The sequence below is a fragment of the Streptomyces sp. NRRL B-24085 genome, assembly GCF_001282115.1.
Classification (GTDB): domain Bacteria; phylum Actinomycetota; class Actinomycetes; order Streptomycetales; family Streptomycetaceae; genus Streptomyces.
The window spans coordinates 16,362-32,831 of the sequence record NZ_LJBR01000128.1; the positions used below are offsets into that span (position 1 = coordinate 16,362).

Below are 16,470 nucleotides of genomic sequence, written 5' to 3' on the forward strand. Positions count from 1 at the left end.
CAGTGCCACCTCCGCGGGGGAAGCGATCCGTACGGCAAGATGACGACGTGACCGACGCAGCACACGCCGTCTCCCCGGACCCCGCCTCCATGCGCCGGCAGTACCGCGCGGAGGGCCTCGCCGAGACCGACCTGGCCGCCACGCCCGTCGAGCAGTTCGCGCGCTGGTTCAAGCAGGCGGCGACCGAGGCGCACCTCTTCGAGCCGAACGCCATGGTCGTCTCCACCGCGGACGCCGATGGCCGCCCCAGCTCCCGCACGGTCCTGCTCAAGCAGTTCGACGAGCAGGGCTTCGTCTTCTACACGAACTACGACTCCCGCAAGGGCAGGGAACTCGCTGAGAACCCGTACGTCTGCCTGCTCTTCCCCTGGCACCCCATGGCCCGCCAGGTCATCGTCACCGGCCTCGCCCGCCGCACCGGCCGCGACGAGACCGCCGCCTACTTCCGCACCCGCCCGCACGGCTCCCAGCTCGGCGCCTGGGCCAGCGCGCAGTCCTCGGTGATCGAGAGCCGCGAGCAGGTCGACACCGCTTACGCCGAACTCGCCGCCCGCTATCCCGAGGGCGAGCAGGTCCCGGTGCCGCCGCACTGGGGCGGCTTCCGGGTGGCGCCGGAGACGGTCGAGTTCTGGCAGGGCCGCGAGAACCGCCTGCACGACCGGCTGCGTTATGCGGCGGAGCCGGACGGGAGCTGGCGGGTGGAGCGGCTGAGCCCCTGAGCCGGGGCCCGGAAACGCAGACGACCCGCGAGCTCGGGGTCCCTCCGCCTGACGGCGGAGAAGCCGGCCGGACGTACCGGCGAGCTCGCGGGTCGGGTGACTGCTGGGATTGGGCCGGCTGCACGCGTCTGTGACGCGCTGGTCCGGCACCGCACTCGGTGTGGTGACGGGCGCTAGCCCGCAGTCACCTCACGCGTCCGGTATTCATACATCTGCCGAACCACCTCCCTTCTCGTGTAACCCACACACTAGGAACCGACGCCCGCTCGATCAACCGCTTTTTTCGGAGGCCGAGATCATCTAGCGTGCCGCGCACGAGGAGCGACGGGCGATCCTCGGCGGAGGGGGAGTGGTGGGCGTGGCTGAGCTGCGGATCGTGCCGGTCGTCGGGGAGGAGATGGCCGAGGAGTGGCGGCACGTGCACAACGTGATCGTGCCGCCGGCCGCCATGAGCGCCGAGGACGTGCGCGAGCGCGTCCGGCGCTACCGGCTGGAGAACGCCTATCTCGGGGACACGCTCGTGGGCTGCTCGACCGTCCGCCCGCCGGACGGGGAGGACGCCGTGGCGACCGTCATCGCGCGCGTGCTGCCCGATTACCGCGGAAGGGGTTTCGGGACGGCCCTCTACGAGAAGGGTCTTGATCATGCGCGCGAGCTCGGCGCCCGGGTGATCGAGACATGCGTGCTGGCCGTCAACGGGGACGGGACGCGGTTCGCGCGGGCACGCGGGTTCGTCGAGGTCGACCGGTATGTGCTGGACGGCGGGAGCGACGAGTGGATCGACCTGCGGCTGGATCCGGGCCGGGAAGCCGTTTAGGGGGATTCGGGGCGTTTCCGGCGTACAACGATTCCCTCAATCTTGCGGGAACCCGGTGTGTGCTGCGTCACGTTCGAGTTCAATGATTGTCAGTGAGCGAAGCAGCCGGCAGGGGGTCCAGGTGAGTGCTTCCCGGCGTAGTGGGACCACCGACGAGCTGGGGCCGGACGGGCCCGGGCCCGACGGCCCGGACGGCTCGGGCGGCTCCGACCTGCTCGCCGCGCTGCTGGACGGCATGGACGCGGCACTGTGTGCCTTCGACGCGGACGGGGTCGTCACCCACTGGAACCGCGAGGCCGAGCGCATCCTCGGATGGACCGCGGCCGAGGCCGTGGGGCGGCACGGGTTCGCCGGATGGGCGGTACGGCCGGCGGACGCCGAGGAGGTCGAGGGGCGGCTGATGTCCGCCATGCAGGCGCCCGGCCGGCAGGTGCACGAGTTCGCGCTGCTGACCAAGGACGGCGGCCGGGTGCTCGTGCGCACCCAGTCCGCGGCCGTGCGCGGCCCCGACGGCAAGCCCGCCGGGGTGTACTGCGCCTTCAGCGAGGTGCACACCCAGATCGACCTGGAGCGCTCGATCGCGCTCAGCGAGGCCCTGTTCGAGGACGCCTCGTGGGGCGTCGTCCTGGTCGACGCCGACCTGCGGCCCGCCGTGGTCAACGCACACGCGGCCCGGTCCCTGGGCATCGGGCGCACGTCCGTGCTGGGGCGGCCCCTCGGGGAGCTGCTCGCGCAGGGCGTGGAGGAGCTGGAGAGCGCGCTCACCCATGTGCTGGCCGAGGGCGCGCCGCCGGCGCCGGCCGAGATCTGGGTCGGGGTGCGGACACCGGACGGCGAGAAGCGACGCTGCTGGCGCTGCGGGTTCGTGCGGCTGGCCTCGCCGCTCGCCGAGGAGCCGGTGCCGTTGGGCGTCGGCTGGCTGTTCCAGGACGTCACCGAGGCCAAGCACAGCGAGCAGGAGGCCTCGCTGCTGCGGTTCCGCGCGAACCAGCTCCACCGGGCGGCCCGGGCGGCCGCGGAGTGCGAGGACCCGGCCGAGGCGGCCGTCGTCCACCTGGACTTCGCCCTCGCCGGGTTCGCCGACCACGCCCTGATCGACCGGGTGGCCGGGGACGCGGTGGCCGACGGCGAGGAGACCGACCCGGTCCGTCTCGTACGGGTCGCCGCCACGCCCTCCGGGGCACCGGGGCCGAGCATGCAGGCGTCGGGCGCGGCCGGGCTGCCGGTGCGGTACCCGGAGGGGCACCCGGCGTTGCAGTGCGCGGAGCGGGCGGGGTCGGTACGGGCGAGTGCGGGGTCGGTGCCGGCGGACCGGGCCCGCGAGTGGGCCGAGGCCCGCCAGTGGCCCCCGGACGTGCTGCACGCGCTGTGCGCGGTGCTGCGCAGCCGGGGACGCACGCTCGGCGTCGTGACGTTCCTGCGGGGCTCCGGCAGGGGCCAGTTCGAGCGGGCCGACGCGGTCTACGCGGAGGATGTGGCGGTGCGCATCGCCTCCGCGCTGGACCTGGGCGGGGTCGTGGGGCGGGCGTAGGGCTACTGCCGGTAGAAGATCCGGTCGCCGTACTCCTCGAACACCCGGTCGTTCCACTCCAGTCCGCCGTCCACGTTGCCCGAGCGCAGCAGCGGCGGCTCGATGCCCCGCTCCGCCAGCGCGCCCGCCGCCGTCGCCATCACGGCCTGGAGCAGCGCCGAGGTCACGACCGTGGAGGCAGGGGCGAAGGGGGCCGGGATCGTGTCCAGGGAGAGCTCCGCGTCACCCGGGGCGATCTTGGAGTCGAGGACCACGTCGCAGTGGTCCTTCAGGAAGGTGCCCGAACGGTGGCGGGGCTTGGTCTCCCGGGTGTAGGCGACCGAGGTCACGCCGATGACCTTCACCCCGAGGGCGCGCGCCTCCTGGGCCATCTCCACGGGGAGCGCGTTGCGGCCGGAGAGGGAGATGATCACCAGGGCGTCGCCCGCGCGGAGGGGCGAGCAGTTCAGGACGGCGCTCGCGAGGCCGTCCACGCGCTCCAGGGCGGAGCCCAGGGTCGCCGGCATGACGTCGACACCGACGACCCCCGGCACGGTCAGCAGGTTCATCAGGGCGAGCCCGCCGGCCCGGTAGACGAGGTCCTGCGCGGCGAGCGAGGAGTGCCCGGCGCCGAAGGCGAAGAGGCGGCCGCCGGAGGCGACGGTGTCGGCGAGGAGCTCACCGGCCGCCGCGACGGACCCGGCCTCCTCGTCGCGGACCCGTTGCAGCAGCCCGATCGCGGCGTCGAGGAACTGTCCGGACAGCTTGCCGTCGGCGCTCGCGGAGCCCGTCTCGCCCATGCGTCGTCCAACCCTTCGTCGCTGTGTCGCGGATCACCGTGCGGTCTGGACCAGTGGGATGTCAATACGGCCGCGCGCCTGCTCGCGACCGCCCGGTTTCCACGGCACGGCACGGTTGTCAGCGGCATCCGGCAGAATTGACGTCAGGGCCAGCGCACACGCCGGGAAGCTGTCGTGCTTCCGGCAGATCTCATCGAGGGGCACGTATGTCCGGACTGATCGACACCACGGAGATGTATCTCCGCACCATCCTCGAGCTGGAGGAGGAAGGTGTGGTCCCCATGCGTGCCCGGATCGCCGAGCGACTCGACCAGAGCGGGCCGACGGTCAGCCAGACGGTGGCCCGGATGGAGCGCGACGGCCTGGTGTCCGTCGCCACCGACCGCCACCTGGAGCTGACGGACGAGGGCCGGCGGCTGGCCACCCGCGTGATGCGCAAGCACCGGCTCGCGGAGTGCCTGCTCGTCGACGTGATCGGCCTGGAGTGGGAGCAGGTCCACGCGGAGGCGTGCCGCTGGGAGCACGTGATGAGCGAGGCGGTGGAGCGCCGGGTCCTCGAACTGCTGCGCCACCCCACCGAGTCGCCGTACGGCAACCCGATCCCGGGTCTGGAGGAGCTGGGCGAGAAGGACGGCCCGCACCCCTTCCTGGACGAGGGCATGGTGTCGCTGGCCGAGCTGGACCCGGGTCTCGACGGCAAGACGGTCGTCGTGCGCCGGATCGGGGAGCCCATCCAGACGGACGCGCAGCTCATGTACACGCTGCGACGGGCGGGTGTGCAGCCCGGTTCCGTGGTGAGCGTGACCGAGTCGGCCGGCGGGGTGCTGGTGGGCAGCGGCGGCGAGGCCGCCGAGCTGGAGTCGGACGTCGCCTCGCACGTGTTCGTCGCCAAGCGCTGAGGTCGCCGGAAGGCTCTCTCGTCGATCCGAGATTCACTGTGCGGAATCGCAGCGCTTCGACGCTTCCCGTGCAAGGCTGTCGCGTGAGGCATATGACCTGAGGGGGCGGGCGGATGTGCCGTGGACGTGGGGATGGCCCCGGCGCCTTTGGGTGCCGGGGCCTGTCCTCCCCTGTGCTGACCCGGAGCCCCGAGCTCCCAGGGTCATTCCCCTCGGACCGATGTCCCCGAGCGGTCCGCCTCCCGCTGAAGGTCTCCCCTCGGCGGCGGCGATCATTCCTTGAGGGAGGTCACTCGAATGAGGGGTGTTACCGCGTGAGGCCCGATTTTCGAATGCCCATTCGATAAATTCGGTGGCCCGGGGGTGACGGGGCGCGGGAGATGCGCGCTGCAGGGATGTACGACAGGCAAGCGGCAGACAGGGCAGGCACGGGGGCTAGGGGGTGCCAATGGCGCGGCGCATCGACGTGACCGGGGCGGGCGGCGTACGTCTTGCGGCCTGGGAGTTCGGTGACCCTCCCAAGACCGATCCGGCGGACCCGGCCAGGGAGAGCGCGCAGACCCCGGAGAAACGATCACCCGGGGTGCTGTTACTCCACGGCCTGATGGGCCGTGCCTCGCACTGGGCGTCCACCGCCCGCTGGCTCTCCGAACGCTACCGGGCCGTCGCGCTCGACCAGCGCGGTCACGGCCAGAGCGACAAGCCCCCTCGGGCCGCCTTCACCCGCGACGCGTACGTCGAGGACGCGGAGGCCGCCCTCGAACAGCTGGACCTCGCCCCGGTCGTCCTCATCGGACACGCGATGGGCGCCCTGACCGCCTGGCAGCTCGCCGCCCGGCGCCCCGACCTGGTCCGCGGGGTGATCATCTGCGACATGCGGGCCTCCGCCCTCGGCGCCGCCTCGCAGCGGGAGTGGGGCGAGTGGTTCCGCGCCTGGCCCGTCCCCTTCGCCACGCTGGCCGACGTCCGCAAGTGGTTCGGCGAGGACGATCCCTGGGTGGAGCGGCCCAACCCCGCGCGCGGCGAGTTCTACGCCGAGGTGATGGCCGAGTCCCCCGACGGCTGGCGCCCCGTCTTCGACCCCGAGCAGATGCTGTCGTCCCGCGAGAGCTGGGTCTACGACGCCCACTGGGAGGAACTGACCCAGGTCAGGTGCCCCGCCCTGGTCGTCCGCGGCCTCGACGGCGAACTGGGCCGCGCCGAGGCCCAGGAAATGGTCCGCGTCCTGCCCCGAGGCGAGTACGCCGAGGTCGCCGACGCCGGCCACCTCGTCCACTACGACCAGCCGGAGGCCTGGCGCGCCGCGATAGAGCCCTTCCTGGACACCCTGGACACCCACCCCGACGAGCCCGGCGACTGACCCCCGAGCCCACGGCCCTGCCCCTCCGCGGCCGGGCACAGCCGCGGCGCGACCACGGACGGCCCCGGCGGCGTCCGTGGCCATCGGCCTGCACGCGTGTGCGTGATGCCCGCACCCGAAGCGCCTGTGCCCCCGGGCGCCGGTGGCGGGGACGCCCCGCCAGGCGCCCCGGTGAGCCTCCGGGGCCCCCGCGCGCCCGTCGGTGTGATGCCCGCGCCCGGAGCACTTGTGCCCCCCCCCGGGCACCGGTGATGGGGGCGCCCCGGCAGTCGCCCCGGTGAGCCTCCGCGGTCCTGCCGCGTGCCCGTGGGTGGGGTGCCCGTGCCGGAGCGCCTGCCGTCCACTCCCCGGGCGCCGGTGACCGGACGCAACCGGCTGCCGCGGCTTTCCGGCAGTCGTCCCGGTGAGCCTCCCTGGGCCCGGCCCGGCCCCGCCTCGGTCGGCGTGGCACCGTCCCCTGAAGCCGGTGGCCAGGCGCAGCCGGCTTCCCGGCGGCCGTCCCTGTGAGCCTTCCCCGGGCCCGGGCCCACGCGTCCGTCGGCGGGGACGCCCGTGCCCGCGCATTCATCGCCGCAGATGGCCGCAGATTCGTCAGCCGCGGCAGGTGTCGTCCCCGCCTCCGCCTCAGCCCTTGCTGACCGCCTGAAGGATCTCCGGGAGTCGGCGGGCCGTCCGTGGGGCTGCCAGGCGTAGGCCGGCCCACGTGACCGCGCTGCCGTACACCGCGCCGATCGGAAGGAGGATCCAGCTCAACTCCTCGCCGTCCGCGCTGAGGTTGGCCCAGACGGCCAGGGCGATCACGGGGGCGCACAGCAGGGCCGCCGAGACCATGCCGCCCACGACGGCGGCCGCGGCGAGGCCGGACTGGCCCGGGGCCACGTTCTTGTAGCCCTCCTGCGGGATCGAGTACGGGAAGCGCGCCGAGGTCCACGCCCCGGTCGCCAGCATCGCCCCGAGCAGCGCGAAGGACACCCCGAGCACCTCGGGCAACTTCGGCCAGTCGCCGATCAGCGCGGTCGTGAGGACGGTGACGAGGGTGGCGTACGGCACGGTGATCACCAGCAACGCAAGGGCCCGCGCCCGGAGTTCGACGTAGGCGTCCCGGGTGGAGGAGATCGTCATCGCGACCATCCAGAACGCCGAGGTGTCCTGCCCGAACTGGTTGTACATCTGCACGCCGAGCATTCCGGACGCGAAGCACGCGAAGTAGATGGAACCCGTGCCCTGCACCGCGTTGAACACCGGCACGATCAGCCCGATGGCCAGCGACGTCACCCACGCGGCCTTGGTCTTGGGGTCGCGCCACACATAGCGCAGGCTGCGTTCCATGACGGTGCCGGTGCGCCCGGCGGGCAGCAGCCGGCCGAGCCCCGTCGAGGCGCGCTCACGGGCGGCCCCCTCGGCGGAGGGGAGTGTGGAACCGTCCGGGGAGGTCATCAGCCGGGTCAGATGACGGGACCAGAGGGCCAGCAGGCCCACCAACGCGGCCACGGACAGGCCCAGTTGCAGGACGGCGACCGCATACGACCCCTCACTCGCCGAATCGACCGCCCCGATCGCCGACGCGGGCGGCACCCACCGCAACACCGACGCCGGCCCGTCCAGTTGCCCGAGGCCGCCCGAACCCAGCCGCTGTGCACCGAAGTTCACGACCTGCGCGCCGACGGCGATGACGAGCCCGCTCAGCACCGCCAGGTCACGGCCCTTGCGGCTGGTCAGCAGCCGGATGTTGGCGACCGCGACGGCCCGCGCCAGCGCCACGCAGACCAGCAGCGCGAGCACGACCCCGAGCACGGAGACGACGTACGCCGGCACCCCGTGCGCGACCGACACGACGGACCCGACGAGCAGGCAGAGCGTGAACACCGGCCCGATGCCGACCAGCGAGGCCACCAGCAGCGCCCGGACCAGGGGCCGGGGCCGCAGCGGCAGCATCACCAGGCGGGTGGGGTCGAGGGTCTCGTCGCCGCCGGGGAAGAACAGCGGCATCACCGCCCACCCGACCGCCAGCACGGCGACCAGCGGGACGACGACCGAGCCGGCGTGCTCGTTGCCGCGCAGCGCGATGAGACCGAGCAGCTGGAGGACGGAGAAGAGCAGCACGGCCACGGCCGAGGCGAGGTACGCGGCCCGCCGCCCGCCGGACCGCCGCAGCCCGTTCCTGAGCAGCGACAGCTTCAGCCGTACGACGACCGGGGTGATGTCCGCGCTCACCGGGCCCCGCCGCCCAGCCAGTCGAGGTTCGCCCCGGGGTCCTGCCCCTGCGCGCCCACGAGTTCGAGGAAGGCCCGCTGCAACGAGGGCGCCTCGCCGCGCACCTCGTCGAGCGGGCCGTGGGCGCGGATGCGGCCGGCTGCCATGACGGCCACCCAGTCGCACAGGGACTCCACGAGTTCCATCACGTGCGAGGAGAAGACGACGGTGGCGCCGGAGGCGGTGTACCGCTCCAGCACCCCGCGGATGGTCTGGGCGGAGACGGGGTCGACGCCCTCGAACGGCTCGTCGAGGAAGAGCACCTCGGGGTTGTGGAGCAGGGCGGCCGCGAGCCCGATCTTCTTCCGCATCCCGGTCGAGTAGTCGACGACCAGTTTGTGCTGGGCCCCCGCAAGATCGAGCACGTCGAGCAGCTGGGAGGCCCGCCGGTCGACCTCGCCCCCGGGCAGCCCCCGCAACCGGCCCGAGTACGCGAGCAGTTCACGCCCCGAGAGCCGCTCGAACAGCCGCAGTCCCTCGGGCAGGACGCCGATCCGGGACTTCACCTCGACGGGGTCGCGCCACACGTCGTGCCCGACCACGGAGACGGACCCCTGGTCGGGCCGCAGCAGCCCGGTCACCATGGAGAGGGTGGTGGTCTTCCCGGCCCCGTTCGGACCGACCAGACCGATGAACTTCCCCGCGGGCAGCTCCAGGTCGATACCGGCCACGGCAACCTGCTGCCCGAACCGCTTCCAGAGCCCACGCACACTCACAGCCGACGTCATGGACGCCCACCCTAGGGGCGCGGTGCGGGGAACCCGTCACCGATCCCTGCCGCACGCGTAGGCGAGCGGTGAGATCAACTCCTCGGCGTCCGGCAGCCAGCGGTTCGCGGGCGTCGGCCGGCAGGCCCACTGCACGGCACCGCTGGACCCGTACCGGGTCGGGGGACCGGCGACGTACGCCCCTTCCCCCAGGGCGACCAGATCGAGCGACGACGGGGTCCAGCCGAGCTTGCGGACCAGGTCCGGCACCTTCACCGACGCCCCCGGCAGCACGAAGAACTGCATCCGGCGGTCCGGGGTCAACGTCACGGGCCCCAGCGTCAGCTCCATCCGCTCCATCCGGGCCAGCGCCAGGAACCCCGCGGTCTCCGGGACGGAGATCGCGTCGAAGGTCCGCCCGGTGGGCAGCAGGATCGAAGCCGTCGGCTGCTTCTGCCACATCCGGCGCGCGACCGTGGCACTGCCGGTGGCCTGCGTGGCCCAGTCGTCCCGGGAGGGATGCGCCCCGGGCGCGGCGCACGCGGTGTCGCCGCAGGAGCACCGCTGCACCCCGTCGACGGCTTCCAGCCAGGTGCCGGGAAAGACGTCCCAGTGGCGCTCCTCGGCGTATCGTACGGCTGTCTCCAGCAGCGATTCCCCGCGCTGCTTCGGAATCTGAGCGGCTTCGGTACCCGCGATCGTCTCTTCCACGCAGAGCACAACTCCCGCACCCACCTCGGGTTACGGCCGCGCCAGGACCTCCGCGCGCGGGGGAAGCGCATCGGTTCCGTGTCCGGGGCGCATGGATGCATGTGTGGGGGCGCAGAGGAGGAACCCCGGCGTGGGCTGGGTAACCACGTCTGGGGTCGGTACGAGTCTTTACCCCGGCAATCCTCGCATGCCTCGCATTTTCGACACGTTGGTGGGGCATTGATCTTCACGGCCGGAACTTTTCGGTGGAAGACACGTCAACTCGGTGCGTGGGCAGGCACCGCAGCCACAGGGGGTACGCCATGGCCGCAAGGCCTCTCGTCGCGCGGCAGCCGAACGAACGGCTGCAGGCGCTCATCCAGGAGGCGGGGTGCTCGAACGCCGGGCTCGCCCGCCGGGTCAACATGTGCGGTGCCGAGCACGGCCTCGACCTGCGCTACGACAAGACGTCCGTGGCCCGTTGGCTGCGCGGACAGCAGCCGCGGGGCCGGGCGCCCGCGATCATCGCGGAGGCCCTCGGACGCAAACTCGGCCGTACGGTCACGATCGACGAGATCGGCATGGCCAACGGCAAGAACCTCGCCTCGGGCGTCGGGCTCCAGTTCTCGCCCACGGTCCTGGGCGCCATCGAGCAGGTGTGTGAGCTGTGGCGCAGTGACGTGGGCCGCCGGGACTTCCTGTCCGGCTCCTCGGTCGCCGCGTCCGCGCTGGTCGAGCCGAGCCGGGACTGGCTGATCTCCTCGCCCGACTCGCAGGTGGCGCGCCAGGCGGGCCCCCGCGTGGGGCAGTCCGACGTGGCGGCCGTGCGCGCGATGACCCAGGCGCTCGTCGACCTCGACCACCAGTACGGCAGCGGGCATGTGCGCCCGGTCGTCGTGCACTACCTCAACAGCGTGGTCTCCGGGCTGCTCGCGGGGTCCTACCGGGAGGCGACGGGGCGGGAACTGTTCGCCGCCGTCGCACGGTTGACCGAGCTCGCCGGGTACATGGCGGTCGACACCGGGCAACCGGGCCTGGCCCAGCGGTACTACATCCAGGCGCTGCGGCTCGCGCAGGCGGCGGGCGACCGCGGATACGGCGGTTACGTGCTCGCCGCGTCCATGAGCCACCTCGCCGCGCAGCTCGGGAACCCGCGCGAGATCGCCCAGTTGGCACGGGCGGCGCAGGAAGGGGCGCGGGGGCGGGTGACACCGCGCGCGGAGGCGATGTTCTACGCGGCGGAGGCGCGCGGGCACGCCCTCCTGGGCGACGCGCGGGCCACCCAGGCGGCGTCCGGGCGGGCCGTGCACGCCCTGGAGGCGGCGGACTCCTCCTCCGGTGACGACCCGGCGTGGATCGCGCACTTCGACGAGGCGTACCTGGCCGACGAGTTGGCCCACTGCCACCGTGACCTCGGGCAGGCCGACGCGGCGGCGCGGTGCGCGCAGGAGTCCCTGGACGGGCTTCCGGAGAACAAGGCGCGCCGGCGGGCCATCGGCCTGGTCCTGCTCGCCACCGCGCAGGTGCAGCAGCGCGAGATCGAGCAGGCCTGCAACACCGGCCTGAAAGCGGTGGAGTTGCTGGAGACCGTGCGCTCCAACCGGGGCGCCGAGTACCTCGACGACTTCCAGCAGCGCCTGGAACCGTTCCGTGACGAGCCCGTCGTAAGGGAGTTCGGGGCCAGGCTGGACCTTCAGGCGGCCGCGTAAAGGAGGACATACGGAGCGGATACGGGCCCGGAACCGTCACGTGATCTCCCGGGACTTGTTACTGCGGTCACAGGGACGCAGGTCACGTCCTGTGCTACGTGGCACCGGGCTCGGAGGACCCGGTAGCGTGAGCCGACGATTCCGAAGTTCCCCCATAAGTAGGAGTCCCGGTGACGCAGAGTGGACAGGGCGAGCAGCCCTCGGCGCGCGAAGCGCGCGAAGGCATCGTGCTGCCCTCCGACGGCGGGGAACCCCTGCTGCCGGGACAGACCGGTGGACACGGTGGTCCGCAGCCCGGCTACGGCCCTCCGCAGCAGGGCGGTTACGGCGGCCCCCAGGGCGGCCGGTCCGGCCAGGCCGCCGACGCGGCCTACGGCCAGCCGCCCGGCGGCCAGGCCTGGGGCACCCCGTGGGGCCCGGACCGGCAGCAGGGGCAGCAGCCGCACCAGGACCAGTCCCAGGCGCAGGCCCAGGACTGGTCGCAGCCGCCCGCCCAGCCCTGGGGGACGCCCCAGCAGCCCGGCGGCACACCGCCCCAGTCGCAGTCGCAGTCGCAGCCGCAGTCGCAGCCCGCGTACGACACCGACGAGCCGACGTCCTACTACCTGCCGCCCGTCGGTCAACCCGCCCCCCAGTCGCAGCCGTTGCCCCCGCAGCAGGGCCAGGTCGCGTCCCACGGGAATCCCGGGACCGGCGCGCACCAACAGCAGGCCACGCCGGGCTACCACACCGACGAGCCCACCTCGTACTACCTGCCGCCGGTGGGCCGGTCGCTCCCGTCCGCCCCCGGCGCACCGGCCTCCGCGCCCCTGCCGCCCGCCGACGAGGGCGCCACCCAGTTCATACCGCCGGTCCCGGCCGCCCCCGCCGACCACGAGGGGGCCACCCAGTTCCTTCCGCCCGTGCGCCCCGGCGCACTGCCGCCCGAGGTGGCCACCGGGGCGGCGCAGTACCCGGGACAGCACCCGCAGGCCGCGTACGGCGCCCAGCCCCCGCAGCACCCGGCCGCCGGCCCCGACGCCGAGGCCACGCAGTTCATCGCGCCCGTGCCCGGACAGGCCTACGGCGGGGAACGGCAGCCGCCCTCGGACTTCGACAACCTCTTCCGCGGCGGCCCGGGCGGTGACGGCACCGCCGCGTCCACGCAGCAGATGCCGCGCTTCACCCAGCCCGAGGCCGTACCGCCCGCGTACGGGGCCCCGCAGCCGTCGTACGGTGCCCAGCCGCCGTACAGCCCGCCCGGCGGTGACCACTACGACGACGGTGACCGGGGCGGCCGCCGGCGCTCGCGGGTGCCGGTCATCGCCGCCGTGGGCATCGGCATCGTCGTGCTCGGCATCGGGGCGGGCGCGCTGCTCGCCGGCGGCGGCGGTGACGGCGACGCCGGCGACAAGAACCAGACGGTGTCGGCGACGGCCCCCGCGACCGGCGGTTCCTCCTCGCCGGCCGCCGATCCCGCGAAGGCGCAGGCCGTCGAGCTGGACAAGCTGCTCGCCGACAGCGGCAACAGCCGCTCCTCGGTGATCAGCGCGGTGGCGAACGTGAAGTCCTGCAAGAACCTCGGCCAGGCGGCCACGGACCTGCGGGACGCGGCGGCCCAGCGCACCGGCCTGGTGACCCGGCTCAAGGCGCTCTCCGTCGACCGGCTGCCCGCCCACGCCGAGCTGACCGACGCCCTCACCAAGGCCTGGCAGGCGTCCGCGTCCGCCGACAACCACTACGCGGCCTGGGCCGACCAGGCCGCCGGCAAGAAGGGCTGCAAGAAGGGCCAGGCCCGCATCACGGGGCAGACCCAGGCCGGCAACCGGGACAGCGGCACCGCCAGCACCGAGAAGGCCAAGGCGGCCCGGCTGTGGAACGCGATCGCCGGGAAGTACGGCCTGACCGAGCGCACGGCCACCCAGCTCTGAACGGTCCGCGGGGGGCGCGACGGCGTCCCCCGCGGGTCAGTCGACGTCCGCGTTCTGGAGGGTCCTCGTCGCGTCGGTGAAGCCCTCGCGGGCCGCCACGAGCTGGCCCCCGCGCACCACCTGGAGCGTCACATGGGCGTTCACCATGCGCGGGAACCCGACCGTGGCGAGGTCGTCGGCGGTGCTCCAGGTGTCCCGGGTGGTCCACCGGAGGGTCGGGGTCAGACCGCCGGTGGAGATCTTGAGGCCGTCGTTGAGGGCGCCGCGCACGCTGTCGGCGGACACCTCGCCGCCGCCCAGCGACTCGACGGCCTTCTCGAAGACCTGGTAGGCGATCCAGGTGGTCTGCACGCCCGCGTCCGCCGAGTCGATGCGGTTGTCGCCGAAGGCCTCCGCGTTGATGACCTTCTTCATCGCGTCCCAGCGGGCGTCGCTCTCCACCGGGTACCAACCGGTGATGTACGACCCCTCGTAGGGGCCCGACGCCCCGCCGGACGCGTCGATCACCGTCTGGTCGACGCTGCCCATCGCCATGGCGGTGCGCACCTCGGGGTAGTCCTCGCGGGCGCGCCGGAAGGAGTCCATGAAGGTGCTGGTGCGGTCGCCGAGCGCGGGCACCACGCACCCCTCCTTGGCGCCCTTCACGCCGGAGCCCGCGGCGCCGGACGTCGAGCTGACGAGCGCCTTCGTCGACTGCGCCGAGTACTCGGTGGCGTCGTCCGCCGCCCGCACGTCGCTCGCGGCCCGGTGCCCGCCGGTGGTCAGCCCGGAGTCCAGCAGGACGGGCAGCTCGTCGCCCACGATGGTGTCGGGCCGTACGAGGGTGACGTTGCCGCAGACCGCCGCGAGCTCCTTGCCGAGGCCGGCGAGCAGGGTCGGCTGGCCGCCGTTGACGGGGTAGGACAGCGGGCTGGTGAACTCGTCGTTGGTGACGCCGTAGCCGCCGATGTAGGGGATGCCGGCGCCCTCCAGCGGCGGGAAGAAGGAGTCGCCGTACTGGCTGTAGGAGCCGACGACCGCGACGACGTTCTCCTTGACCGCACGCCGGGCGCACTGCGCCGCGGACACCCCGTCGTTGTGGTCGTTGCAGGTCAGGACGGTGAGCTTACGGCCGTTGATGCCGCCCCTGGAGTTGACCCAGCGGGCGTAGGCGCGGGCGAAGGCGGGCATGCCGGGCTTGTTGGTGGCATTGGTGTCCGACGGGGCCCACGTCATGACCTTGATCGGGTCGCCCCCGGAACCCCCCGTGGTACCGGGGACGACCCCGCAACCGGTGACGAGGGAAGCACACGCCGTCAGGGCCCCCGCCGCGAGGGCGGCGGCTCTGACGGGCCGGTGCTGGGGGAGGAAGGTGCTGCGGATGCGTCGCCTGCCGGTCATGGGCACACACGCTTCCGTCACATCGCCAACTCGGAAGTGACCCTCGGTCAAGGGAAGGTGACGTAAAGGTGAACAGCGAGGGCCTGTGCGGCACGTATGGGGGAGGAACGTACGATCGGTGACCGTGCAAGGTTCGGAGAACTCTTCCCGTCGCGGCCGTCGCTCCTCCACCATGGGCGGCATGCCACTGAACGACATGCCGTGGTGGCGCTGGCGCAGCAATGTGCGCTCCGCGCTGCACATGCTCTCCGATCCCGCGTTCCAGCAGAACGTCTGGCTGGCCGGTGTCGAGGGGTACGGGGACGTCACCGACGCCGTGTACCGCCTCGTCGAGGACACCTGGCTCGACAACTGGTCCGCCGAGAAGTACGTCGGCACGATCTTCCGGGACTCCCAGGAGGCCGCCCTCGTCGACACCGCCGTGCTGCGGGTGCTGCGGATCATGCACCAGGTCGGCCCGGACGCCCCCGTCTCCGTGTACATGGAGAACCCGGGGTGGCCGGACGCGGTGCGGGCGGCGCGGGACGCGCACGTACGGATGGCGACGGCCGACGGCGAGGACCCCGACGCGCCCCCGCGCACGCTCCAGGTGCTCCAGATCATGACCCGGTCCGCGTGACGGACGCGGTGTCTGCCGCACCGGTGGATATGCGACCCTGTCCTGCATGAACGAGCAGTCCCCCCGAGCCGAGGCCCTGGCCGACCAGTACGTCCTGACCCTGTCCTGTCCCGACAAGCAGGGCATCGTGCACGCCGTGTCGAGCTACCTCTTCATGACCGGCTGCAACATCGAGGACAGCCAGCAGTTCGGTGACCACGACACGGGTCTGTTCTTCATGCGCGTCCACTTCTCGGCCGAGGCCCCGGTGACGGTGGACAAGCTGCGGGCGTCCTTCGCGGCCATCGGCGACTCCTTCCACATGGACTGGCAGATCAACCGGGCCGAGGACCGGATGCGGGTCGTGCTGATGGTCAGCAGGTTCGGGCACTGTCTGAACGACCTGCTGTTCCGCGCGCGCATCGGCGCCCTCCCCGTCGAGATCGCCGCCGTGGTCTCCAACCACACCGACTTCGCCGAGCTCGTGGGGTCGTACGACATTCCCTTCCACCACATTCCGGTGACGCGGGAGAACAAGGCCGAGGCGGAGGCGCGGCTGCTCGAACTGGTGCGGGAGCAGGACGTCGAACTCGTCGTGCTCGCCCGGTACATGCAGGTGCTCTCCGACGACCTGTGCAAGCAGCTCAGCGGGCGGATCATCAACATCCACCACTCGTTCCTGCCGAGCTTCAAGGGCGCGAAGCCGTATCACCAGGCTCACGCCCGGGGGGTCAAGCTGATCGGGGCCACGGCGCACTACGTGACCGCGGACCTCGACGAGGGGCCGATCATCGAGCAGGAGGTCGAGCGGGTGGGGCACGACGTCACTCCGGACCAGCTCGTGGCGATCGGGCGGGACGTGGAGTGCCAGGCGCTGGCGCGGGCCGTGAAGTGGCACGCCGAGCGGAGGATTCTGCTGAACGGGCGGCGGACGGTCGTTTTCGCCTAGTCCGCCCAGGAGCTCGGGGGGTTCCGTGCGTCGGGCGGCTGCGGGTGGTTCGTGGTTGCTCGCGCAGTTCCCCGCGCCCCTTGAGTACGTGCAGTGAACGTGCCTTCAGGGGCGCGGGGAACTGCGCGAACGGCCCCCACCGGCCCGCAGCCGCCCACGAACCCCCGAC

The 16,470-nt window shown here is 72.7% G+C and carries 14 protein-coding genes; 9 read left to right on the forward strand and 5 right to left on the reverse strand.

All coding sequences use genetic code 11. From position 1 onward, the window contains the following. Positions 1 to 89 precede the first annotated feature (89 nt). The 3 genes from pdxH (at position 90) to AOJ26_RS16185 (ending at position 3,067) form a co-directional block, all read left to right on the forward strand. Positions 90 to 719, forward strand: coding sequence for a pyridoxamine 5'-phosphate oxidase (gene pdxH / locus AOJ26_RS16175; RefSeq protein WP_373413203.1), 630 nt, complete (start codon positions 90 to 92; stop codon positions 717 to 719). Positions 720 to 1,077: 358 nt separating this feature from the next. Continuing rightward, the gene (locus tag AOJ26_RS16180; RefSeq protein ID WP_373413201.1) at positions 1,078 to 1,536 is read left to right on the forward strand and encodes a GNAT family N-acetyltransferase; all 459 of its coding nucleotides are present in this window, start codon (positions 1,078 to 1,080) and stop codon (positions 1,534 to 1,536) included. A gap of 121 nt (positions 1,537 to 1,657) precedes the next feature. Then, positions 1,658 to 3,067 carry a PAS domain-containing protein gene (locus tag AOJ26_RS16185; RefSeq protein WP_053848990.1) on the forward strand — a complete coding sequence of 470 codons (1,410 nt, stop codon included), beginning with the start codon at positions 1,658 to 1,660 and terminating at the stop codon, positions 3,065 to 3,067. 2 nt (positions 3,068 to 3,069) lie between these two features. Here AOJ26_RS16185 and AOJ26_RS16190 read toward each other — a convergent pair whose 3' ends face one another. Beyond that, positions 3,070 to 3,846 (reverse strand): SIS domain-containing protein, encoded by a 777-nt coding sequence (locus tag AOJ26_RS16190; RefSeq protein WP_053848991.1) that lies wholly within the window; start codon positions 3,844 to 3,846, stop codon positions 3,070 to 3,072. 206 nt (positions 3,847 to 4,052) lie between these two features. Between AOJ26_RS16190 and AOJ26_RS16195 the strand changes: the two genes are divergently transcribed. Both AOJ26_RS16195 and AOJ26_RS16200 read left to right on the forward strand, forming a co-directional pair. Then, positions 4,053 to 4,745, forward strand: coding sequence for a metal-dependent transcriptional regulator (locus tag AOJ26_RS16195; RefSeq protein ID WP_053848992.1), 693 nt, complete (start codon positions 4,053 to 4,055; stop codon positions 4,743 to 4,745). Between the two features lie 448 nt (positions 4,746 to 5,193). Next, positions 5,194 to 6,105 (forward strand): alpha/beta fold hydrolase, encoded by a 912-nt coding sequence (locus AOJ26_RS16200; RefSeq protein ID WP_053848993.1) that lies wholly within the window; start codon positions 5,194 to 5,196, stop codon positions 6,103 to 6,105. Between the two features lie 624 nt (positions 6,106 to 6,729). Here AOJ26_RS16200 and AOJ26_RS16205 read toward each other — a convergent pair. From AOJ26_RS16205 to AOJ26_RS16215, 3 genes are read right to left on the reverse strand one after another with little or no spacing between them, the layout of a single operon-like run. Then, on the reverse strand, positions 6,730 to 8,319 hold the full coding sequence (locus AOJ26_RS16205; RefSeq protein WP_053848994.1) for a hypothetical protein: 1,590 nt from the start codon (positions 8,317 to 8,319) through the stop codon (positions 6,730 to 6,732). Continuing rightward, positions 8,316 to 9,086 (reverse strand): ABC transporter ATP-binding protein, encoded by a 771-nt coding sequence (locus AOJ26_RS16210; protein WP_053848995.1) that lies wholly within the window; start codon positions 9,084 to 9,086, stop codon positions 8,316 to 8,318. The genes AOJ26_RS16205 and AOJ26_RS16210 overlap by 4 nt, the downstream gene beginning before the upstream one ends. A 36-nt stretch (positions 9,087 to 9,122) precedes the next feature. Then, entirely contained in the window at positions 9,123 to 9,785 is a 663-nt protein-coding gene (locus AOJ26_RS16215; RefSeq protein ID WP_086724579.1) for a bifunctional DNA primase/polymerase, read from the reverse strand. Between the two features lie 293 nt (positions 9,786 to 10,078). Here AOJ26_RS16215 and AOJ26_RS16220 point away from each other — a divergent pair, with 293 nt between their 5' ends. Further along, positions 10,079 to 11,464, forward strand: a complete 1,386-nt coding sequence (locus AOJ26_RS16220; protein ID WP_053848997.1) for a hypothetical protein — start codon at positions 10,079 to 10,081, stop codon at positions 11,462 to 11,464. Positions 11,465 to 11,634: 170 nt separating this feature from the next. Beyond that, positions 11,635 to 13,374, forward strand: coding sequence for a hypothetical protein (locus AOJ26_RS16225; protein ID WP_053848998.1), 1,740 nt, complete (start codon positions 11,635 to 11,637; stop codon positions 13,372 to 13,374). 36 nt (positions 13,375 to 13,410) lie between these two features. On the opposite strand, the gene AOJ26_RS16230 is transcribed toward AOJ26_RS16225, so the two are convergent. Beyond that, positions 13,411 to 14,754, reverse strand: a complete 1,344-nt coding sequence (locus AOJ26_RS16230) for an ABC transporter substrate-binding protein (protein ID WP_053848999.1) — start codon at positions 14,752 to 14,754, stop codon at positions 13,411 to 13,413. Positions 14,755 to 14,872: 118 nt separating this feature from the next. Here AOJ26_RS16230 and AOJ26_RS16235 point away from each other — a divergent pair, with 118 nt between their 5' ends. Both AOJ26_RS16235 and purU read left to right on the forward strand, forming a co-directional pair. Continuing rightward, entirely contained in the window at positions 14,873 to 15,373 is a 501-nt protein-coding gene (locus tag AOJ26_RS16235; RefSeq protein ID WP_078959915.1) for an SCO4402 family protein, read from the forward strand. Positions 15,374 to 15,419: 46 nt separating this feature from the next. Beyond that, positions 15,420 to 16,301 (forward strand): formyltetrahydrofolate deformylase, encoded by an 882-nt coding sequence (gene purU / locus AOJ26_RS16240; RefSeq protein ID WP_053849001.1) that lies wholly within the window; start codon positions 15,420 to 15,422, stop codon positions 16,299 to 16,301. Positions 16,302 to 16,470: the final 169 nt, after the last annotated feature.

Coding starts and splice junctions, on each gene's coding strand:
- AOJ26_RS16220 (WP_053848997.1), top strand. CDS start 10,079: ATGGCCGCAAGGCCTCTCGTCGCGCGGCAGCCGAACGAACGGCTGCAG.
- AOJ26_RS16190 (WP_053848991.1), bottom strand. CDS start 3,846: ATGGGCGAGACGGGCTCCGCGAGCGCCGACGGCAAGCTGTCCGGACAG.
- purU (WP_053849001.1), top strand. CDS start 15,420: ATGAACGAGCAGTCCCCCCGAGCCGAGGCCCTGGCCGACCAGTACGTC.
- AOJ26_RS16195 (WP_053848992.1), top strand. CDS start 4,053: ATGTCCGGACTGATCGACACCACGGAGATGTATCTCCGCACCATCCTC.
- AOJ26_RS16210 (WP_053848995.1), bottom strand. CDS start 9,086: ATGACGTCGGCTGTGAGTGTGCGTGGGCTCTGGAAGCGGTTCGGGCAG.
- pdxH (WP_373413203.1), top strand. CDS start 90: ATGCGCCGGCAGTACCGCGCGGAGGGCCTCGCCGAGACCGACCTGGCC.
- AOJ26_RS16200 (WP_053848993.1), top strand. CDS start 5,194: ATGGCGCGGCGCATCGACGTGACCGGGGCGGGCGGCGTACGTCTTGCG.
- AOJ26_RS16230 (WP_053848999.1), bottom strand. CDS start 14,754: ATGACCGGCAGGCGACGCATCCGCAGCACCTTCCTCCCCCAGCACCGG.